This is a genomic window from Vibrio intestinalis (assembly GCF_025195085.2).
Lineage (GTDB): Bacteria > Pseudomonadota > Gammaproteobacteria > Enterobacterales > Vibrionaceae > Vibrio > Vibrio intestinalis.
Genome location: NZ_JANAVY020000003.1, coordinates 57,392 through 77,561, shown reverse-complemented (window position 1 = coordinate 77,561; position 20,170 = coordinate 57,392). Strand labels below are relative to the sequence as shown.

Here is a 20,170-nt window from a genome sequence, read left to right as displayed (position 1 = left end):
CTGACACGAGGTCAGCCTTTTTGAGTTTCAAAGTGAGGAAATTAAGCTATTTTTTGCTTAACAAACTCAACGATGTCAGCAATCGCAACACCTTCTTTAGTGCCAGCGCGACGGTCTTTAAACTCCATCTCACCGTTTTCTAGGCTGCGATTACCGATAACGATAGTGTGTGGGATACCGATCAGTTCGTGATCCGCAAACATAACGCCAGGGCGTTCTTTACGATCATCAAATAGCACTTCGATACCAGCGGCAGTCAGTTCAGCGTATAGCTTCCCTGCTGCTTCTTTCACTTCGTCAGATTTAGCCATGTTCATTGGAACGATAGACACTTGGAAAGGTGCAATCGCTGCTGGCCAAATAATACCGTTCTCATCGTGGTTTTGCTCAATCGCAGAAGCCACAACACGAGATACACCGATACCGTAACAACCCATCTCTAGGATAACGTTCTTACCGTCTGGGCCAAGTACGCCACAGTTCATCTTCTCAGAGTAGTTAGTACCTAGTTGGAAGATATGACCAACTTCGATACCGCGTTTTAGAGAAAGTGTACCTTTACCACATGGGCTTAGGTCGCCTTCAACAACGTTACGTAGGTCTTCTACTTGACCTAGTTCAACGTCACGGCCCCAGTTAATGCCAAAGTAGTGCTTGTCATCAACGTTAGCGCCTGCGCCAAAGTCACTCATTACAGCAACTGTGCGGTCAACGATGAACGGCAGTTTAAGACCTACAGGGCCTAGTGAGCCTGGGCCTGCGCCGATAAGTGCGCGAATCTCTTCTTCCGTTGCCATCTCTAGTGGAGAAGCCACTTCTTTAAGGTTTTCAGCTTTTACTTCGTTCAGCTCGTGGTCGCCACGGATGATAAGTGCGATGATCTCTGCGTTTACTTCTTCAGAAGCTTTTACAAATAGCGTCTTAACCGTTTTCTCGATTGGCAGATCAAATTGCTCAACCAGTTCAGCAATAGTTTTCGCGTTTGGCGTATCAACTAGCGTCATCTCGATAGTTGGTTCAGCGCGCTCTGTTGCTGGTGCTAGCGCTTCAGCTTTCTCGATGTTTGCTGCGTAATCTGACTCAGAAGAGAATGCGATTAGGTCTTCGCCGCTTTCTGCTAGTACGTGGAACTCGTGAGAGCCACTACCACCGATAGCGCCGGTATCAGCAAGTACAGGACGGTAATCAAGGCCCATACGATCGAATGCTTTACAGTAAGCTGTGTGCATTGCTTCGTAAGACTTCTCTAGGCCTTCTTTGTCGATGTCGAAGCTGTACGCATCCATCATGCAGAATTCACGTGCGCGCATAACGCCAAAACGTGGGCGACGCTCATCACGGAACTTAGTTTGGATTTGGTACAAGTTAAGCGGAAGCTGTTTGTAAGAGCTCACTTCATTGCGCACAAGGCTAGTGACCACTTCTTCAGCTGTCGGGCTTAGTACAAACGGACGTGTATGGCGGTCAGTAAAGCGAAGTAGCTCAGCACCCATCTTTTCAGATCGACCTGTCTCTTCCCATAGTTCAAACGGCTGAACAACGGGCATCAAAGTTTCAACTGCACCTGCATTGTTGATTTCTTGACGAACGATGTTCTCGACTTTACGCAGTACACGTAGACCGGTAGGTAGCCAGGTGTATAAACCTGAAGCCAGCTTACGGATCATACCTGCACGTAGCATGAGCTGGTGGCTCACTACTTCTGCGTCGTTTGGAGTTTCCTTCAATGTAGAAAGAAGGTAATTACTGGTACGCATTTATTTTATCCGTTTTATGAAAATGAATAACTCAAGCCAGAATGGACAAGAGTTTAAAGATCCCACAATGGGAAAATGTTAGCCGCTTATAATATCAGCCAAATGGCTTTGTCAAAAGCGTTCAATTGCCGTTACCGACACTAAGTTGTCGCGAACGGTGAATTTTACGTTCAAATCGAACAAATTTACCGCATATTCTTTGTTGTCGGGCTTGTTCTTCTTGTAAGCAGGGCGAGGATCTTGAGCCAATACTTGCTCGATCACCGCCAGAACTTGCTCACTATCATTACGTTTATTCAAGGCCTGTATCACTTCAGGAACGAAGGAAACTTGCGCCTTTTCGGGTTCAGCTTCGGCATAGCCTCCGCTTGCATCCATGACAGAATCGGAATAGGGGATATAAGGTTTGATATCAACGATCGGAGTGCCATCGACTAAATCCACACTGCCTAATTCCAAGTAAAACTGCTCTCCTTTTTGGCTTACGCCTCTTAGTTCGACCGCTGACATTCCGATACCATTTGGGCGAAAGGTCGAACGAGAGGCTAATACGCCAACCCTTTCATTACCCCCTAAACGAGGTGGCCTTACTGTCGGCTTCCAACCTGCGTCTAAATTTTGGTCAAATAGAAAGAGTAGCCATACATGGCTAAATTGCTCGATTCCACGAATCGCTTCAGCGCAATTCACTTCTCCTTGCAGTTTTATTTTAGCACTCGCACTAGGCACAAGCCTTGGCTGGCGGGGCACTGCGAACTTTTCTTTGTACGGTGTTTCTATGATGCCAATCGGGCTGATGGAGTACATCTGTTCAATCTCAATTTTTAATCTCAGCTAAAACTATCACAAATTTTGCTTGCAATTCTTGTTGAGAATGATTATTAATTAAAATGTTATAACATAACAATTTAATTAATGAGGATTGATCGATGAAAGCGGGCATTCACCCTGAATATCGAAAAGTGGTATTCCACGACACAAGCGTAGACAAATATTTTGTGATTGGTTCAACGCTACAGACAGACCGCACCATTGAATGGGAAGACGGCAAGACTTACCCGTATTTCACTTTGGATGTGTCGTCAGAGTCTCATCCTTACTATACCGGTAAACAACGCGTGATTCATAAAGAAGGACGTGTCGCAAACTTCAACCGTCGTTTTGGCTCATTTAATAAGGAGGATAAATAGTGAAAGTTGTTAAGTCATTAAAGAGTGCGAAGAATCGTCACCCTGACTGTCAAATCGTTAAGCGTCGTGGTCGCCTATACGTAATTTGTAAATCAAATCCACGTTTTAAAGCCGTACAAAAGTAATCTTCTCCGTTTGCTCACGGTATGCAACTAAAATGTAGGTGAATGAATTAAACTTGTTAATAATTCTGAATTATTAATTCGTGTTGGTTTAACGAGCTATTAAACAAGCTTGTTTTTAGTATATAAAACTACCAATTGAAACGTTTGCTTACATTTCGAATTTTTCATTGTTCCCTCGGTAAAGTAATCTGCCCCAGCTTTTGACATTTTTGTCACAAATGCAATGGAATAAATACAAGGAGGGAACAGATGAGTTCATCTGATTCGATTAAGCAAAACTCGCCGAAAAAACCGTTATTTACACGCTTTCTAGACACGGTCGAGTATTTGGGGAACCTTTTACCCCACCCAATCACACTATTCGCCATTTTCTGTTTGGCAATTCTTATCACTTCTGGCATTGCCGGTTACTTCGAAGTCTCTGTTATGGACCCTCGCCCTGAAGGCGCGAAAGGTCGTGCAGCAGATGGCATGATTCACGTTGTAAGCTTGCTCAATGCGGAAGGTCTTCAGCTTATCGTTACTAACTTAGTGAAAAACTTTGTTGGCTTTGCACCACTTGGCACTGTATTGGTTGCTATGTTAGGTGTCGCGATTGCTGAGCACTCAGGTTTACTATCAGCAGCAATGCGTGGCCTAGTTATGGGCGCATCAAAACGCATGGTGACAGTCACGGTGGTATTTGCAGGTATCATTTCAAATACTGCTTCTGAGTTAGGTTACGTTGTTCTTATTCCACTGGCTGCGATGTTATTCCACTCGCTTGGCCGTCACCCTCTTGCAGGCCTTGCGGCAGCATTTGCTGGTGTATCTGGTGGTTACTCAGCAAACCTTCTGATCGGTACGGTTGACCCACTGCTTTCTGGTATCACAGAAACAGCCGCGCAAATGATTGATCCAACTTACACCGTTGGTCCTGAAGTAAACTGGTACTTCATGTTTGTTTCTACCTTCTTCATTGCGATTACGGGTGCGTTCGTAACTGAGAAAATCGTTGAGCCAAAACTTGGCAAATACAATGATGAAGATGCATCTGAAGATCTGTCTCAAGACTCAATGGGCAAACTGACAGATGTAGAAAAGAAAGGTCTAAAACTAGCAGGTCTTGCCGTTGTTGCTGTTTCAGCACTTCTTGCGTGGACGATTGTTCCTGAAGATGGCGTGCTGCGCTCGGCGACAGGTACGGTTGCTGGTTCACCATTCCTGAAAAGTATCGTTGCTTTTATCTTTGTCTTCTTTGCAATCCCGGGTTTTGTTTACGGTAAAGTCGTAGGCACGATGAAAACCGATCGCGATGTCATTGATGCAATGGCAAAATCGATGTCTTCTATGGGTATGTACATCGTACTTGTGTTCTTCGCAGCTCAGTTCGTTGCTTTCTTTAAGTGGACTAACTTTGGTCAAGTATTCGCAGTTGCGGGTGCAAGCTTCCTACAAGAGATTGGTCTGACAGGTCCAATGCTGTTCTTCGCATTCATTATTATGTGTGGCTTCATTAACTTGATGATCGGTTCAGCGTCAGCGCAGTGGGCGGTAACAGCGCCAATCTTCGTTCCTATGCTAATGCTTGTTGGTTACGCGCCAGAAACGATTCAAGCGGCTTACCGTATCGGTGATTCAACCACTAACATCATTACACCAATGATGAGTTACTTTGGCTTGATCCTAGCGGTTGCAACACGCTACATGAAGAATCTAGGTATCGGTACGCTTATCGCGACCATGCTGCCGTACTCAATCTGCTTCATCGTAGGTTGGAGTATCTTGTTCTACATTTGGGTATTCCTACTAGGTCTACCAGTAGGCCCAGGCGCAGCGACGTACTACACGCCTTAGACATAATCAATTGAACAAAAGCCGAAGCAAATGCTTCGGTTTTTTTTGTGCCTGCGTAATTGCGATGCAATTGAGTGCTTGAATGTTGTGGAATGAATGATTTAGTTTATTGAATTAAAAGGGATAAACGAGGTAATCAAATGAAAGATATTCAGTACCCAGCACCGCTTAAAGCGGGCAGTAAAATCGCGCTAACCGCTTTTTCTTCTGGTATAGCACCAGAGCATCTTGCGCGTTTTCGACTGGTACTCGATTACCTCCATTCATTTGGTTTTATTACTGTGCAAGGGGAGTGCTTTGTCGGCCAACAGAAGCAAGCCAGTGCCTCGGCTGAACAAAGAGCGCACGAGCTAATGGGCTTTTTGCTTGATGACAGCATTGATGCCATCGCACCACCTTGGGGCGGTGAATTAGCCATGGAAGTTCTGCCGCTATTGGATTTTGAAAAACTAAGATCGGTAAAACCCAAATGGATAATTGGCTTCTCAGACATCAGCACCGTCAATGTCGCTTTGACCAGTAAGCTAAACTGGGCAACGCTGCATTGCAGCAATCTAATGGATCAAACAGGGTTCACCAAAGACCCATTAACCCAAGGCACTATCTCTCATTTAATGACGCCGAGTGGTGGTGAGTTTGTCCAACATGCTTCTCAAGCTCATAGCCATCAATGGGCGAATTTTGTGGCGAATCCAAGTGCTGATTTTGAGTTTGATAAGCCGACCAAATGGCAGTGGTTAGTGAAACCATCCGAGCTTAATCAACAATCTTATCCAGATGATGTTATTGAAGGGCGTTTGATTGGAGGATGTTGGGATACGCTACGTTATCTATTTATGACTCCCTATTTAGACCTTGAAAAATTGAATGTTCAGTCTGATGTTCCGCTCATTCTCTATTTAGAGAATGCAGAAATGCTTCCTGTTGAGTTGGCTCGGACGATTTTGAGCATGAAGTTTAAAGGCGTGTTTGATCAAGTTTCTGCTTTAGTGCTGGGGCGCAGTGCTTGTATTGATTCCGACAACTCCAATATGTTGACCTATCATGAAGTGCTCAAGCGACATCTCACTCCACTTGGTATCCCTGTCTTGACCGATGTCGATATTGGTCATGTGCCGCCAAACCTCACCTTGGTTAATGGCGCGTATACACGTATTAGTTTGGCTAATAAGGGTGAGATAATACAGCGGTTGAATTAACGCAAATGAAAAGGGTTAGCGATGCGCTAACCCTTTTTTGCATGTGCCTTATTAAGGCTTACCACTGCTTTTATTAATGGTGACTATTTTAAGTCGGGGGAGGCCTGAGAGACCACTTCAGTTTTATCGTCTGCTTGTGGATCTAACCCAGTCTTGCGGCGGTATTTGTCTTCCCAGTAGGTTGCGCCCTTGATACCAAGTTTCACTGGGTTAAAGGTGTATTCTTCTACGCCTTGTTTTTGTTGTTCTTCGTAATCATTCAGTGCTTTTAAAGCAGGCTTAGACATGAAGAAAATGATTAAGATACCGACGATGTTTAGCCATGCCATTAAGCCAACACCGACATCACCCATTGCCCACGCTAAGTTGGCTGTTTTGACCGTGCCGTAGAACACAGCTGAAATCAGAACCACTTTCAGTAGGAACATCAAGCCACTGACTTTAAAGGTACGACGGATGTAGGCAATGTTGGTTTCGGCAATGTAGTAGTAGGCCAAAATAGTGGTGAAAGCGAAGAAGAATAACGCAACCGCAATAAATGGCTTACCGACACCAGGTAGGGCACTTTCAATCGCCATTTGGGTAAATACCGGGCCATTTGCGCCAATCTCTGCGGGTAGGTTCTGGATCAGGAATGCGCCTTCAGCACCACCATGTACGTTGTAAGCGCCAGTGATAAGGATCATAAATGCCGTCGCTGAACATACTAACAAGGTATCGATATAGATAGAGAATGACTGAACCAAGCCTTGCTGCGCAGGGTGGTCAACACTCGCCGCTGCCGCTGCGTGTGGGCCAGTACCTTGACCTGCCTCGTTAGAGTAAACACCACGTTTTACACCCCACCCAATTGCTGCACCAATACCTGCCATAGGAGTAAATGCATCGCTGATTATCATATTAAAGATGCGCGGTACTTCACCAATGTTGAGTAGAATGATAACGAAGGCGGTAATAATGTAAGCCAATGCCATAAATGGCACAACAATTTGTGTAAAGTGCGCAATACGCTTAACACCGCCAAAGATGATGAAGGCTAAAATGATAGAGACAACCGTGCCGGTGAAAATTTTGGCAAAACTGAATGTGCCGACTGCGGTTTCGATCATTTCACCTGGGCCAAAAGCGGCTTCGACGGCATTACCGATACTGTTAGATTGCACGCCCGGAAGTAAAACACCACAAGCAAAGATCGTCGCGATAGCAAAGATCCATGCGTACCATTTTTGTCCCATCGCTTTTTCAATGTAGTAAGCAGGGCCGCCGCGAAACTCGCCGTTATCTTCTTCTTTGTAGATTTGTGCAAGGGTTGATTCAGCATATGCTGTTGCTGCGCCAAAGAAGGCAACTGTCCACATCCAAAATACTGCGCCAGGGCCACCAAAACCGATAGCTGCAGCAACACCAGCAATGTTACCCGTACCGACACGGCCTGAGAGTGATACCGCTAAAGCTTGGAAGGATGAAATCCCTTTCGATGAGCTTTTACCAGACAGCAGTAAGCGCCACATTTCAGAAAAGTGACGTACTTGAACGAAGCGAGTCATGACCGAATAAAATAAGCCCGCACCTAAACATAGATAGATAAGTACCGGGCTCCAAATGATTCCGTTCAGAAAATCAACTAAAGACTGCATAAGCATTTTCCCTGTTAATGAAGTTATCGTTGGTTTGTTGTGTTTGTGATGTGCTCGAATATTAACCTTTATGTAATGCATTTGTTAAATTAATTGTATGGTTATTGTTATCGGTGTGATTGGAAGCACAAAATGTTGGTCGTGGTGGCTTGTGGGATATGCATATAACGCTATAAGTAAAAATTTGGAGTAGTCATCGGCTATATGAAATAAAAATGGCTGATTAATTGATGTGAGTGACTAAAAATTCAGCGTGATTAATGCTAAATATTGGATGATAGGTAGTGATTCAATTTGTTTCTATGCTGGCTGAAGGCTTGTTTTAGATAAAGTTTCTTTAGTTGCGTTCTAAGTAGCGAAATGTGTTCAGTGCACTGTTCTGATGTTTAAAAGTTGGGCATATTTGAGCGACGAGTTAACACAAATATTAATCACGGATGAATTATGAAAGACGAAACCCTTTCCATACACTTTGGCTACGAGACCGACCCTACCACTAAATCGGTGGCTACACCGATTTATCAGACCGTCGCTTATGAGTTTGATAGTGCGCAGCATGGCGCAGACTTGTTTAACCTCGAAGTCCCGGGAAATATCTATACCCGCATTATGAACCCGACCAACGATGTACTTGAAAAGCGTATGGCTGCGCTAGAAGGAGGGATCGCGGGTTTGGTGGTGAGTGCCGGTAGTGCTGCCATTAACTACGCAATCCTGACTCTTGCTGAGGCAGGGGACAATATTGTTTCAACCCCGCAGCTTTATGGTGGTACTTACACGCTATTTGCTCATATGTTACCGAAGCAGGGGATTGAGGTTCGATTTGCCAAGGATGACAAACCTGAGAGTTTGGCTGAGCTTATTGATGAAAACACCAAAGCGGTGTATTGCGAAAGTATCGGTAACCCAGCGGGTAACATCATAGACCTTCAAGGGGTTGCGGATGTTGCTCATGCTCAAGGTGTGCCAGTGATTGTCGATAATACGGTTGCAACCCCTGCGCTGTGCAAGCCAATCGAATTTGGTGCAGATATTGTGGTTCACTCTTTGACTAAGTATGTCGGCGGTCATGGTACAACGCTTGGCGGTATTATTATTGATTCAGGTAAATTCCCTTGGGCTGAGCACAAAGAGCGATTCCCAGTAATGAACCAGCCTGAGCCGTCTTACCATGGTGTGGTCTACACCGAGGCCTTTGGTGAAGCTGCTTTTATTGGTCGAGCGCGCACCGTGCCATTGCGTAATACGGGTTCTGCTATGTCACCGATGAATGCATTTATGTTGATTCAAGGTTTAGAAACGTTGTCGCTGCGCATGGAGCGTCATACTGAAAACGCGCTAAAAGTGGCGCAATACTTAGAGCAACACGATAAAGTCAGTTGGGTAAGTTATGCAGGTTTACCAAGCTCGCCACATCATGGATTAGCTGAGAAATACATGAAAGGTAAGCCATCAGCGATTCTGTCGTTTGGTCTTAAAGACGGTTATGACGCAGGGGTGCGCTTTTACGATGCGCTGAATATCTTCAAACGCCTGGTTAATATTGGAGACGCTAAATCACTTGCTTGCCACCCAGCCTCAACCACTCATCGCCAGTTGAGTGAAGAAGAGCAAAAACAAGCGGGCGTTGCCCCAGAAATGATTCGCCTATCAGTTGGGATTGAACATATTGATGACATCCTCGCTGATTTAGACCAAGCCCTTCGCGCTTAAATCACATCATGCGCCTTGCCAACAAGGCGCATGATTTTTCTACCTAATTTTACCTATTCAACTCACTTTCTTTCCGACGCCAGATTGGCCATCTCTTAAAGCACATCATTTACCGCGCAAAACCATAGTTCAAACATGGTTGATTAGTTAAATGATAATAACTATCATTCTCGCAGAATTCTCTAATTATAATAGCCCACACAAGGGATTCCATCATGCCTGATGATAACCAAGTTGCCAGTTTTGACCCGACAGAGAGTCAATGGCAAGGACTGCAATTAACTGATAAAGCAGCCACACAAATCGCGAAGCTAATGGCAAAAGATAGCAGCCTGTTAGGTATCCGTTTGGCCATTAAGCCATCGGGTTGCGCAGGGTTCGCGTATGTTCTGTCAATGGCGACTGAAATCGACTCTGATGATTTGGTCTTTACCCATCAAGGAGCAAACCTCTATGTGCCTCTAAAAGCCATGCCTTATTTGGATGGCACAGAGGTCGATTTTGTTTCGCAAGGCCTCAACCAAATGTTTCAGTACAACAATCCAAAAGTACAAAGTGCTTGTGGCTGTGGTGAGAGTTTTAATGTGTAAGTGAAGTTTCAGGGTTACTCATAACTCTGGCTGTGCTCACTTCTCCAAATGGTAAAAGTAATGACACAAAGCAGTATTGAAATTCAGGAAGATGTTCAAGCGTGGGTCGATGACCAAAGTTACAAGGAAGGCTTTTTCACTGAACTCGAAACCGACCGGTTAGATAAAGGTATTAACGAAGAGGTGGTGCGCGCTATCTCTGCTAAACGTAATGAACCCGAGTGGATGCTTGAGTTCCGTTTAAACGCGTTCCGTATTTGGCAAAACATGGAAGAGCCGCATTGGCTTAAAGCGCATTACGATCCGCTGCAATATCAAGATTACAGTTATTACTCTGCGCCAACCTGCGGTAATTGTGATGACAGTTGTTCTGATGACACGCAGCAACAAGAAATCAATGAAGAGTTTCTAACTAAAGAAGTCGAAGCAGCATTTGATCAGCTAGGCGTTCCGGTTAAAGAAGGCAGCGAAGTCGCGGTTGATGCGATTTTTGACTCCGTTTCAGTTAAAACCACTTACAGCGAAAAACTGGCCGAGCAGGGCATTATCTTCTGCTCATTCAGTGAAGCGATTCATAATCACCCTGAGCTAGTAAAACAGTACTTAGGTACAGTGGTTCCACCAGAAGATAACTTTTTTGCCGCGCTGAATGCTGCGGTGGCGTCAGATGGCACTTTTGTCTACATCCCTAAAGGGGTGCGCTGCCCGATGGAGTTGTCGACTTACTTCCGTATTAATGCTTCAAAAACCGGCCAGTTTGAACGAACCATTTTGATTGCCGATGAAGAAAGCTACGTGAGCTACATTGAAGGTTGCTCAGCACCTTCTCATGACAGCTATCAACTGCATGCCGCAGTTGTTGAAGTGATCATCCTAAAAGATGCACAGGTGAAGTATTCAACAGTGCAAAACTGGTTCTCAGGTAAAGATACCGATGGCGGTATTCTTAACTTCGTAACCAAACGTGCGCTTTGTAAAGGCCAAGGTTCAAAAATGTCTTGGACTCAGTCTGAGACAGGATCTGCGATTACATGGAAATACCCAAGTGTGATTTTGCAGGGTGATAACTCCATTGGTGAGTTTTACTCCATCGCGTTAACAGCAGGTAAGCAGCTTGCTGATACGGGTACCAAAATGATTCACATCGGTAAGAACACCAAATCGACCATTATTTCGAAAGGTGTATCTGCGGGTCATAGTGAAAACAGCTATCGTGGTCTAGTTAAGATCTTACCCGGCGCTACCAACGCCAGAAACTTTACCCAGTGTGACTCGATGCTCATCGGGCCGAACTGCGGCGCTCATACCTTCCCGTATGTGGAAGTGAAAAATAATTCAGCACAAGTCGAACATGAAGCGACGACGACCAAAATTGGTGAAGACCAACTGTTTTACTGTTCTCAGCGAGGGATTGCTGAAGAAGACGCCATTTCAATGATTGTAAATGGTTTCTGTAAAGACGTGTTCTCCGAACTGCCACTCGAATTCGCAGTGGAAGCACAAAAATTATTGGCTATCAGTCTAGAACACAGTGTGGGATAACAAGATGTTAACTATTGAAAATTTAAAAGCCCAAATCGAAGACCAACAAATTCTAAATGGCATAGACCTGCAAATTAATCCGGGTGAAATTCATGCGATTATGGGGCCAAATGGCTCAGGGAAAAGTACCCTCGCCAGTACTCTCGCTGGACGTGATGAGTATGAAGTGACTGATGGCAGCGTAACATTTAAAGGTAAAGACCTACTCGACTTAGACCCTGACGAGCGCGCGGGTGAAGGTGTCTTCCTTGCTTTCCAATACCCTGTAGAGATCCCGGGCGTCAGTAATCACCTGTTCTTAAAAGCAGCAGTCAACTCTGTGCGTAAATACCGTGAACAACCTGAGTTAGAGCGCTTTGAACTGGCTGATCTGATCGATGAGAAGATTGAATTGCTCAATATGCCAAAAGATCTATTGTCTCGTTCAGTGAACGTTGGCTTCTCTGGTGGTGAAAAAAAGCGTAACGATATTCTGCAAATGGCGGTGCTTGATCCTGAACTGTGCATTCTTGATGAGACAGATTCAGGCCTTGATATTGATGCGCTGAAAGAAGTCGCTAATGGTGTAAATAGCCTAAAAGATGGCAACCGTTCATTTATTATCGTTACTCACTACCAGCGTATTCTTGATTATATTAAACCGGACTTTGTGCATGTGTTGTACCAAGGCAAGATCATCAAATCTGGTGACTTCTCTATGGTGGCGGAGTTAGAGGAGAAAGGCTATGGCTGGCTTACCGGTGAAGAGTGATTCGCTAGCGCCTCTAACGGGTTTGATTGAAGCGCGTTTATCAAAATTAGCGAAAACGGAAAGCCAACATTGGCAACAAGCCGTTGAATTAGGCTTGCCAAGTAACAAGCATGAAGATTGGAAATACACATCATTAGACAGCTTTAAACAGATTGATTTTTCGAGTCTATCTGCGGCCAATGTGACTGAGCAAGGTATTGACGCAAAACGTTTAGATATCGATGCTCATCTATTAGTGTTTATAGATGGTCAATTTACGCCTGCTTTGAGTGATTACGAGGCGGCGCAAGTGACTCCTCTTGCTAACTACCAAGGCGAACTGCCAGCAGCGATTAGCCCTGAGATATTTTTGCATTTGACCGAAGCGTTTAATCAGTCGGGTGTGGTGATCGAAGTGAATCGTCACACCGCGACCGATAAGCCTTGGTACATTTTAAATATCGAGACGCTAACTCAAGGTGGCATGGCTCAAACTCGCAATCATCTTAAGTTGGGGACAAGTAGCCACGCTTGCGTGATTGAACACTTTGTCACTCTTGATGACACTGCACCTGCGCTTAATCACTATGTGGGTTCTCGCCTTACCATCGATGTAGCAGACAACAGCCAACTTGCTCACTACAAGATTTGCCAAGGCTCGGCCAATAGCCATCACTTTGCTCACAATGATATCCATATTGGTCGTGACGCTGAGGTGGATAGTCAAACCTTTATGTTATCTGGGCAAGTGATTCGTCATCACACGAGTGCGGCACTTAACGGTGAGAACACCGAACTGAATATGAATAGTTTGAGCTTGCCAGTAAGCGATCAAACCTATGATACGCGCACTTACCTTGAGCACAATAAAGGTCATTGCACCAGTGAGCAGCTCCATAAGATCATTGGTCAAGGTCAGTCTAAATCTGTGTTTAACGGCATGATTAAAGTCGCTCAGCATGCATTAAAGACAGACGGCCAAATGGATAACCACAACTTGCTATTGAGTGACCATTGCGAAATCAACAGTAAACCACAGCTGGAGATCTATGCCGATGACGTGAAGTGCAGTCACGGCACGACGACAGGTGCCTTGAGCAAAGAGCAGATCTTTTACCTGCAAGCGCGTGGCATCGGTCAAGAGCAAGCCGAGCAGATGATCACGTTGGCATTCGCTGGTGAAGTGACCGAAGCGATAGAGATCGACCAAATCAAACAGGTAGTGTTTGCTCAGGTTGTCGACAAGTTATCTGGAGCGGGTCAATGAGCTACGCGATAGATAAAATACGAGAAGACTTTCCAACTTTGCATCAAGAGGTCAACAACAAGAATCTTGTTTACCTCGACAGCGCTGCCAGTGCGCAAAAGCCCAAATGTGTCATAGAGCGCACTGACCAATTTTACCTTAAAGACAATGCCGCGGTTCACCGTGGCATTCATCATCTTAGCGCGCAAGCGACAGAGATGATGGAGCAGGTACGAACTCAAGTTCAGCATTTCATCAATGCGAAACAACGTGAAGAGATTGTGTTTGTTCACGGCACTACTCATGCGATTAACCTTGTGGCCAATAGTTATGGTCGACTTGCTTTGTCAGAGGGTGACGAAGTGATCATTACAGAGATGGAGCATCACGCCAACATCGTGCCTTGGCAACTGCTTGCAAAGCAGATTGGCGTAAAAGTAGTGGTGTGGCCTATCGAAGAGGATGGAACGCTTTCGCTTGATAAGTTGAAGAGCTTATTAAACCGTCGAACCAAGTTTGTATCGTTTACTCATGTATCCAATGTTTTGGGCACTTATAACGACGCCAAGAAAATTATCGCACTTGCCAAACAGCAAGGTGCTCGTGTGCTGGTGGATGGCGCACAAGCCATCATGCATTACCAAGTGGATGTGCAAGATTTGGATTGCGACTTCTACGTATTCTCAGCGCATAAACTGTATGCCCCAACGGGCATTGGTGTGTTGTATGGCAAACATGATTTACTTGCCGATATGCCACCGTGGGAAGGCGGCGGTGCCATGATTGAAGAGGTCGATATCTATGGTGAAACAACCTTTAACGCACCGCCTTGGCGCTTTGAAGCGGGTACGCCAAATGTTGCTGGCATCATAGGTTTAGGTAGTGCGATTGAATATATCGATAAGATTGGCCTTGCAGCTATTGCTAGCCACGAATCTCAGCTGATGTCTTACGCACTAGAGCAACTCGCGGCTGTGCCTGATCTTAAAATTTATGGCCCAAAAGATAAGTCGGGTGTGATTGCTTTCAATCTTGCCAATCTGCATGCATTTGATGTGGGTAGCTTTCTCGATAAATACGGAGTTGCTATTCGAACTGGTCACCACTGCGCGATGCCTCTAATGAAGCGCTATCAAGTCTCTGGCATGTGCCGTGCCTCTATCGCAATGTATAACAATAAAGCCGACATAGATGCGTTGGTAACAGGTTTAAAACGCATTCAATTACTGTTAGTCGGCTAACAAAAATAATAATCAAAAGGAATCACTGTGAACCGCGAGCAACTCATTAAAAATTTCGACCGATGCATTGATTGGGAAGATAAGTACCTATACATCATTTCACTCGGTGAAAAACACGCCTTGCTTCCTACCGAGGAGCAGACAAAACAACACGCCATCTATGGTTGCCAAAGTAATGTTTGGATCAAAGTAGAACAAATTGATGATCAAGTTGTGCTAACTGGTAGTAGTGATGCTGCGCTGGTTAAAGGCTTGGTTGCTTTGGTTATTCTACTGCTGAAAGAGCTCACTCCTCAGCAAATTTTAGAGACGGACATTAAAGCGCTGTTTACTCGATTGGGTTTACAGCAGCAACTTACCCCCGCTCGTAACCAAGGCTTGGAGTCTATGGTTCAGAGTATCTATAAACAGGTGAGCGCTTTCTCTCACGCTTAATTTCAGATAATGGATTGCATTGTCACAGCAGAGATCCGCCTCTTATACTTGCTGAGTATAATTGAAATATTAGATTGCAAATGTGGTAAATCCTAATGTCCATAGTGTTGTTGTGGTGATTGAAGATAGCCGCAACAAAGAAAGGGAAAATATTGCTAGACATGCAAATGATAATCGTTATCATTTAGGCTTGAAATCAAACACTATCATAGGGAATGAAATGAAAATGAAATTTAAGGCACCGCTGTTAACCGCATTAGCGTTATGCAGTTTTAGTGTGCCAGCGCTTGCTAAGTTTAAGGTTGTGACCACATTTACCGTTATTCAAGACATCGCCCAAAACGTGGCAGGCGATGCCGCTGAAGTTGTTTCTATTACTAAACCGGGGGCAGAGATCCACGGTTACCAACCTACGCCAAAAGACATTGTTAAAGCGCAAAAAGCAGATTTGGTGGTTTGGAATGGTATGAACCTAGAACTATGGTTCGAGAAGTTCTTTGAAAACGTCAAAGACGTACCATCAATTGTGGTTACCGACGGTATCAAGCCAATTTCTATCTACTCTGGCCCATACACAGGTAAACCAAACCCACACGCGTGGATGTCTGCTTCAAACGCTTTGATTTACGTTGATAACATTCGCGATGCATTGGTTAAGTACGATCCAGAAAATGCGGATGAATACCGTGCTAATGCAAAACAATACAAAGCGCAGATTTTGACTTTGGATTCTAAAAACCGCGCTGCGTTTTCTGATATTTCCGCTGATAGCAAATGGCTTGTGACCAGTGAAGGCGCATTTAGCTACCTTGCACATGATTACGGCTTTAAAGAAGCGTTCTTATGGCCAATGAATGCTGATCAGCAAGGCACACCGCAACAAGTGAAGAACTTGATTGATAAAGTGCGCGAAAACCAAATTCCGGTCGTATTTAGTGAAAGCACGATTTCTCCTAAGCCAGCAAAACAAGTAGCGAAAGAAACCAAGGCTAACTACGGTGGCGTGTTGTATGTTGACTCACTCACTACCGCAGATGGCGCAGTACCCACTTACCTTGATCTTCTTCGTGTAACTACCGAGACGATCGCTGAAGGATTTGCACTATGAATAACGAAGTGAGCATCGTGGCAAACGATGTAAGCGTTGTGTACAGCAATGGCCACAAGGCAATCAATGATGTCTCGTTCTCACTCAATAAGGGCACTATATGTGCCCTAGTTGGGATCAATGGCGGTGGTAAATCGACTCTTTTTAAAGGCATTATGGGGTTGGTTGAGCTGACGTCTGGCTCTATTCAATTGGCGGGCTTAAACGTTAAGCAGGCGCTGAAAAAAAACCTTGTCGCTTATGTTCCACAAACGGAAGATATCGATTGGAGCTTCCCAATTCTCACCCGTGATGTCGTAATGCAAGGGCGTTATGGTTACATGGGATTTCTGCGTCGCCCTAAAAGTGAAGATCACCAAGCCGTCGATGATGCGATGGAAAAAATGGGTATTACACATCTCGCTAGCCGACAAATTGGCGAGCTGTCTGGCGGGCAGAAAAAGCGGGTTTTTCTCGCGCGTGCTTTGGCGCAAAAAAGTAAAATCATTCTTCTCGATGAGCCGTTTACCGGCGTTGATTTCAATACTGAAAACGTCATCATGTCTTTGCTAAAAGAGCTTCAAGAGCAAGGCCATTTAATTCTCGTTTCTACACATAACTTAGGCACTGTGCCTGATTACTGTAACCAAGTGCTTTTCATCAACCGCACCATTATTGCAGCGGGCCCAACCGAAACCACCTTCAACCAAGAAAACCTCCATGCCACCTTTGGCGGCGTTCTTAAGCAGGTTGATATCGATGGCAAAATGCTGCACAAAGACGATGATGAGCGCAATATGCTGATCATTTCCGATCACGATAAGCCGGCTGTTTTCTATGGTAAGTCGAAGTCTGACTCTGTGATTGTGAGTGATAAGAGCTCTGGAGGCTCGCCTCATGCTTAATACGCTTTTGGAGCCACTTGGCTACCAATATATGACCAATGCACTGATTGCTGCGGCTTTAGTGGGCGGGGTTTGTGCATTTCTCTCAGCCTTTCTAGTGTTAAAAGGCTGGTCATTGATGGGCGATGCGTTGTCTCATGCTGTCGTTCCCGGCGTGGCCGGCGCTTACGCTTTAGGGCTGCCTTTCTCGCTCGGTGCTTTTTTCTCTGGCTTTCTCGCTGCGGGCAGTATTTTCTTTATTAAGTCACTCTCCTCATTGCGTGAAGACGCCATTATTGGTTTTGTTTTTACCACGTTCTTTGCAGCCGGTATGTTGATGATTTCACTCAACCCAACCTCGGTTGATGTTCAAACTATCATTTTTGGCAATATCTTAGCGGTCGACTCAAGCGACTTGCAGCAAATGTTGATCATCGGTGGCGTATCTTTAGCTATTCTGCTGTTTCTTTGGAAAGATTTGATGTTGCTGTTTTTTGATGAAAACCAAGCAGCATCGGTCGGGCTTTCTGCGGGAAAATTAAAGATTACCTTCTTTGCTTTATTGAGTGCGTGCACTGTGGCATCGCTACAACTTGTCGGTGCGGTGTTAGTGATTGCGCTGGTGATTATTCCGGGTGCGACGGCTTATCTATTAACCGATAGATTTGGCGTGATGCTGACATTAGCTACCTTTATCGGTGTGATTTCAGCGTTGTTCGGTACTTATTTGAGCTATTTTGTTGATGGCGTAACCGGTGGGTTAATTGTCCTGACTCAAGCGGCCATCTTTACTTTGGCATTCTTGTTTGCACCTAAATATGGCTTACTGAAAACTCGTTATTCAGTCAAAGCGAAACGACAACCTACTGAGCAGTTGAGGGAGCGCGATGTTTGAATATTTTATTGAGCCGCTGAGTTATTCCTTCATGCAAAACGCGCTGTTTGCTGGCGCGGCAGTTGCGATTGTTTGTGCTGTACTCTCTTGTTATATGGTGCTTAAAGGTTGGGCTTTGATGGGCGACGCTGTTTCTCACGCGGTGCTGCCAGGTGTCATCCTAGCTTATGTCCTTGCTCTTCCTCTGAGTGTCGGTGCGTTTATCTCAGGCTTAGGCTGCGCTTTATTGACGGGGTATGTGAAAGACAATAGCCGGATTAAAGAAGACACGGTGATGGGTATTGTGTTTTCGGCTTTGTTTGCACTAGGTATTGTGCTGTTCGCCAAGATAGAAACTGAGCATCACTTAACTCATATCCTATTTGGTAACATGCTTGGCGTGGCGAAAGCGGATATGTGGCAAATTATCATTACGTCAGCGATTGTCACCTTGGTGCTCACCATTAAATACAAAGATTTTATGTTGTATTGTTTTGATAAGAGTCATGCAAAAGTGGCGGGACTGAACGTGCGTTTGCTTCATTACGCACTGCTAACGTTGATGGCTTTAGCCATCGTCGCTTCGATACAAATTGTCGGTGTGATAATGGTTGTAGCGATGCTTATCGGCCCTGGCATTATCGCATTGATGCTAACTAAGCAGTTTGGTTGGATGATGGTAGCCGCTTGCTTGGTGTCACTGTTTAGTACCTTTGCTGGCGTAGTGATCAGTTACCATATAGATGGGGCAACCAGCTCTTGCATTATTCTGGTTCAATCAGCCATTTTTATTACAGTACTAGCCTTAACCAAATGGAAGGGCAGAGTGGTGAATCGGCAGCTAAGCCATTCTTAGATGCGTTGTTGTGATAAAGCCACCGACACAGTTCGGTGGCTTTTTTGTGAGCAATATAAAATGCAAATGACATATCCAGAGTGAAAATGCGCAAATTAGTATAGATATTTGTGGCGCATTAGCTACTTTGGTGCTTAAAGCGTTGTTATTCTACTTGTTTGGGCGTAAATTGCCGTTTTTTAAAATATTATTGGATTGGAAATGTCTAAATTTACACAATACAAAGTAATTCACATCGTTGAAGGTGGCTGTGGCACAATTTTCCTAGGTGCGAGCGGTGTGCCTGTGCAAAAAATGGAAGCTGAGCTAAACCAATACGCTCAAGATGGTTGGCAAGTTGTTTTCCAAGTCGTAGAGCAAAAACGCTTTATGCTATTTTGGAAACGCGAAGCGGTAATTATTACTCTAGGTCGCTAATATTGAAGGTGATCTCGTTGAGTCTGATTCGCCTTTACCAACGTAAGGGCGGATCAAAAAAATTATTGGGCATTGAATGTAACTTTGAGCCGACTTGCTCTGAATATACCAAGCAGTGCATCGAAAAGTATGGTGCGATAAAGGGTTGGAAATTAGGGCTTGCCCGGATCAGACGTTGTAATCAGCCTGATTTAGTCGAAAAAATATATGATGAGGTGCCATGATGGCATTTTTCCCTTCGTTCGATGATCTAGAAGAAAGAGAAGAACAACTTCGCGGTAAAGTTTTCGAGCTGCCTGAAGAGAAACGAAAACTCTTCTACAAGAAGCAAAATAAGCTAATTAAAGACCCAGATACTTACGCGGCTTTGAACTACTTCTTCCTAGGTGGCTTACACCATTTTTACTTGGGGCGTTACGTTACATTTGCGATTGAAATCGTTCTACTCATTATTGCGATTTTGCTGCTTATTTCTGGCAACATGTTTGGCTTAGCTATTCTGTTTGCTGTTGGTCTATACGAGCTACCTCAGTTGTTCTTTTCGCAGAAAATTGCTCGTTTGTATAACTTGAATATGTCATTAGATCTCTACTCTGAGCTTAATGAAGGCTCTATGATTGATACAGAAAGAAAAGCCTAGCTGTTAGGCTTTTTCTGCCTTGAGCCTCAACAGCCATACCTTCCTTTCATTTACTCCTTATATCTACATATCTTATTTTCCTAAATGGTTACAAACCATTGGCAATGTAAGTGGTGACTTACAAACTGCTAGCAATTTGCAACTTTAAGGTGTTCATCGATTGATAAAATT

At 44.6% G+C, this 20,170-nt stretch carries 21 protein-coding genes; 18 read left to right on the top strand and 3 right to left on the bottom strand.

Features of this window, described 5'->3' with window-relative positions; genetic code table 11:
- Positions 1-41: 41 nt before the first annotated feature.
- Both MU515_RS06790 and tsaA read right to left on the bottom strand, forming a co-directional pair.
- Positions 42-1,757, bottom strand: a complete 1,716-nt coding sequence (locus tag MU515_RS06790; protein ID WP_260259676.1) for a proline--tRNA ligase — start codon at positions 1,755-1,757, stop codon at positions 42-44.
- 111 nt (positions 1,758-1,868) lie between these two features.
- Positions 1,869-2,564 carry a tRNA (N6-threonylcarbamoyladenosine(37)-N6)-methyltransferase TrmO gene (gene tsaA, locus MU515_RS06785; RefSeq protein WP_260259675.1) on the bottom strand — a complete coding sequence of 232 codons (696 nt, stop codon included), beginning with the start codon at positions 2,562-2,564 and terminating at the stop codon, positions 1,869-1,871.
- 122 nt (positions 2,565-2,686) lie between these two features.
- Between tsaA and MU515_RS06780 the strand changes: the two genes are divergently transcribed.
- The 4 genes from MU515_RS06780 (at position 2,687) to MU515_RS06765 (ending at position 6,107) form a co-directional block, all read left to right on the top strand.
- A complete protein-coding gene (locus MU515_RS06780; RefSeq protein ID WP_260259674.1) occupies positions 2,687-2,947 on the top strand; it encodes a type B 50S ribosomal protein L31 in 261 nt (86 codons plus the stop codon).
- Positions 2,947-3,072 carry a type B 50S ribosomal protein L36 gene (gene ykgO / locus MU515_RS06775; RefSeq protein ID WP_070968538.1) on the top strand — a complete coding sequence of 42 codons (126 nt, stop codon included), beginning with the start codon at positions 2,947-2,949 and terminating at the stop codon, positions 3,070-3,072. Before MU515_RS06780 ends, ykgO begins: the two co-directional genes overlap by 1 nt.
- A gap of 249 nt (positions 3,073-3,321) precedes the next feature.
- On the top strand, positions 3,322-4,908 hold the full coding sequence (locus tag MU515_RS06770) for an AbgT family transporter (protein ID WP_260259673.1): 1,587 nt from the start codon (positions 3,322-3,324) through the stop codon (positions 4,906-4,908).
- 140 nt (positions 4,909-5,048) lie between these two features.
- Entirely contained in the window at positions 5,049-6,107 is a 1,059-nt protein-coding gene (locus tag MU515_RS06765) for a S66 family peptidase (RefSeq protein ID WP_260259672.1), read from the top strand.
- A gap of 83 nt (positions 6,108-6,190) precedes the next feature.
- On the opposite strand, the gene MU515_RS06760 is transcribed toward MU515_RS06765, so the two are convergent.
- Positions 6,191-7,744: an alanine/glycine:cation symporter family protein gene (locus MU515_RS06760; protein WP_260259671.1), complete on the bottom strand. Its 1,554-nt coding sequence runs from the start codon at positions 7,742-7,744 to the stop codon at positions 6,191-6,193.
- 444 nt (positions 7,745-8,188) lie between these two features.
- Between MU515_RS06760 and MU515_RS06755 the strand changes: the two genes are divergently transcribed.
- From MU515_RS06755 to MU515_RS06690, 14 genes are all read left to right on the top strand, one after another.
- Positions 8,189-9,457, top strand: a complete 1,269-nt coding sequence (locus tag MU515_RS06755; RefSeq protein WP_260259670.1) for an O-acetylhomoserine aminocarboxypropyltransferase/cysteine synthase family protein — start codon at positions 8,189-8,191, stop codon at positions 9,455-9,457.
- Between the two features lie 215 nt (positions 9,458-9,672).
- The gene (gene sufA, locus MU515_RS06750) at positions 9,673-10,047 is read left to right on the top strand and encodes a Fe-S cluster assembly scaffold SufA (RefSeq protein ID WP_260259669.1); all 375 of its coding nucleotides are present in this window, start codon (positions 9,673-9,675) and stop codon (positions 10,045-10,047) included.
- Positions 10,048-10,107: 60 nt separating this feature from the next.
- A complete protein-coding gene (sufB, locus tag MU515_RS06745) occupies positions 10,108-11,589 on the top strand; it encodes a Fe-S cluster assembly protein SufB (protein ID WP_260259668.1) in 1,482 nt (493 codons plus the stop codon).
- A 4-nt stretch (positions 11,590-11,593) separates the two neighbouring features.
- A complete protein-coding gene (gene sufC, locus MU515_RS06740) occupies positions 11,594-12,340 on the top strand; it encodes a Fe-S cluster assembly ATPase SufC (protein WP_260259667.1) in 747 nt (248 codons plus the stop codon).
- The gene (gene sufD, locus MU515_RS06735; protein ID WP_260259666.1) at positions 12,315-13,586 is read left to right on the top strand and encodes a Fe-S cluster assembly protein SufD; all 1,272 of its coding nucleotides are present in this window, start codon (positions 12,315-12,317) and stop codon (positions 13,584-13,586) included. Before sufC ends, sufD begins: the two co-directional genes overlap by 26 nt.
- A complete protein-coding gene (gene sufS / locus MU515_RS06730; RefSeq protein WP_260259665.1) occupies positions 13,583-14,806 on the top strand; it encodes a cysteine desulfurase SufS in 1,224 nt (407 codons plus the stop codon). Before sufD ends, sufS begins: the two co-directional genes overlap by 4 nt.
- 27 nt (positions 14,807-14,833) lie before the next feature.
- On the top strand, positions 14,834-15,241 hold the full coding sequence (gene sufE, locus MU515_RS06725) for a cysteine desulfuration protein SufE (protein ID WP_260259664.1): 408 nt from the start codon (positions 14,834-14,836) through the stop codon (positions 15,239-15,241).
- Between the two features lie 220 nt (positions 15,242-15,461).
- A complete protein-coding gene (locus MU515_RS06720; protein WP_279256978.1) occupies positions 15,462-16,349 on the top strand; it encodes a metal ABC transporter substrate-binding protein in 888 nt (295 codons plus the stop codon).
- Complete coding sequence (locus MU515_RS06715; RefSeq protein WP_260259663.1) at positions 16,346-17,233, top strand: metal ABC transporter ATP-binding protein; 888 nt, start codon at positions 16,346-16,348, stop codon at positions 17,231-17,233. The genes MU515_RS06720 and MU515_RS06715 overlap by 4 nt, the downstream gene beginning before the upstream one ends.
- Positions 17,226-18,107, top strand: coding sequence for a metal ABC transporter permease (locus tag MU515_RS06710; RefSeq protein ID WP_260259662.1), 882 nt, complete (start codon positions 17,226-17,228; stop codon positions 18,105-18,107). Before MU515_RS06715 ends, MU515_RS06710 begins: the two co-directional genes overlap by 8 nt.
- The gene (locus MU515_RS06705; RefSeq protein WP_260259661.1) at positions 18,100-18,942 is read left to right on the top strand and encodes a metal ABC transporter permease; all 843 of its coding nucleotides are present in this window, start codon (positions 18,100-18,102) and stop codon (positions 18,940-18,942) included. Before MU515_RS06710 ends, MU515_RS06705 begins: the two co-directional genes overlap by 8 nt.
- A 201-nt stretch (positions 18,943-19,143) precedes the next feature.
- A complete protein-coding gene (locus MU515_RS06700; protein WP_260259660.1) occupies positions 19,144-19,359 on the top strand; it encodes a DUF4177 domain-containing protein in 216 nt (71 codons plus the stop codon).
- A gap of 8 nt (positions 19,360-19,367) precedes the next feature.
- Positions 19,368-19,583 (top strand): membrane protein insertion efficiency factor YidD, encoded by a 216-nt coding sequence (gene yidD, locus MU515_RS06695; protein ID WP_260259926.1) that lies wholly within the window; start codon positions 19,368-19,370, stop codon positions 19,581-19,583.
- Complete coding sequence (locus MU515_RS06690; protein WP_260259925.1) at positions 19,583-19,999, top strand: hypothetical protein; 417 nt, start codon at positions 19,583-19,585, stop codon at positions 19,997-19,999. The genes yidD and MU515_RS06690 overlap by 1 nt, the downstream gene beginning before the upstream one ends.
- Positions 20,000-20,170 lie beyond the last annotated feature (171 nt).

Bases quoted from the DNA above. Each gene is read 5' to 3' on its own strand.
- MU515_RS06700 (WP_260259660.1), top strand. From the start codon at position 19,144: ATGTCTAAATTTACACAATACAAAGTAATTCACATCGTTGAAGGTGGC.
- MU515_RS06690 (WP_260259925.1), top strand. From the start codon at position 19,583: ATGGCATTTTTCCCTTCGTTCGATGATCTAGAAGAAAGAGAAGAACAA.
- MU515_RS06770 (WP_260259673.1), top strand. From the start codon at position 3,322: ATGAGTTCATCTGATTCGATTAAGCAAAACTCGCCGAAAAAACCGTTA.
- MU515_RS06765 (WP_260259672.1), top strand. From the start codon at position 5,049: ATGAAAGATATTCAGTACCCAGCACCGCTTAAAGCGGGCAGTAAAATC.
- MU515_RS06715 (WP_260259663.1), top strand. From the start codon at position 16,346: ATGAATAACGAAGTGAGCATCGTGGCAAACGATGTAAGCGTTGTGTAC.
- MU515_RS06710 (WP_260259662.1), top strand. From the start codon at position 17,226: ATGCTTAATACGCTTTTGGAGCCACTTGGCTACCAATATATGACCAAT.
- sufS (WP_260259665.1), top strand. From the start codon at position 13,583: ATGAGCTACGCGATAGATAAAATACGAGAAGACTTTCCAACTTTGCAT.
- sufA (WP_260259669.1), top strand. From the start codon at position 9,673: ATGCCTGATGATAACCAAGTTGCCAGTTTTGACCCGACAGAGAGTCAA.
- sufB (WP_260259668.1), top strand. From the start codon at position 10,108: ATGACACAAAGCAGTATTGAAATTCAGGAAGATGTTCAAGCGTGGGTC.
- tsaA (WP_260259675.1), bottom strand. From the start codon at position 2,564: ATGTACTCCATCAGCCCGATTGGCATCATAGAAACACCGTACAAAGAA.
- MU515_RS06760 (WP_260259671.1), bottom strand. From the start codon at position 7,744: ATGCAGTCTTTAGTTGATTTTCTGAACGGAATCATTTGGAGCCCGGTA.
- MU515_RS06705 (WP_260259661.1), top strand. From the start codon at position 18,100: ATGTTTGAATATTTTATTGAGCCGCTGAGTTATTCCTTCATGCAAAAC.
- sufC (WP_260259667.1), top strand. From the start codon at position 11,594: ATGTTAACTATTGAAAATTTAAAAGCCCAAATCGAAGACCAACAAATT.
- MU515_RS06780 (WP_260259674.1), top strand. From the start codon at position 2,687: ATGAAAGCGGGCATTCACCCTGAATATCGAAAAGTGGTATTCCACGAC.
- MU515_RS06720 (WP_279256978.1), top strand. From the start codon at position 15,462: ATGAAAATGAAATTTAAGGCACCGCTGTTAACCGCATTAGCGTTATGC.
- MU515_RS06755 (WP_260259670.1), top strand. From the start codon at position 8,189: ATGAAAGACGAAACCCTTTCCATACACTTTGGCTACGAGACCGACCCT.
- sufD (WP_260259666.1), top strand. From the start codon at position 12,315: ATGGCTGGCTTACCGGTGAAGAGTGATTCGCTAGCGCCTCTAACGGGT.
- MU515_RS06790 (WP_260259676.1), bottom strand. From the start codon at position 1,757: ATGCGTACCAGTAATTACCTTCTTTCTACATTGAAGGAAACTCCAAAC.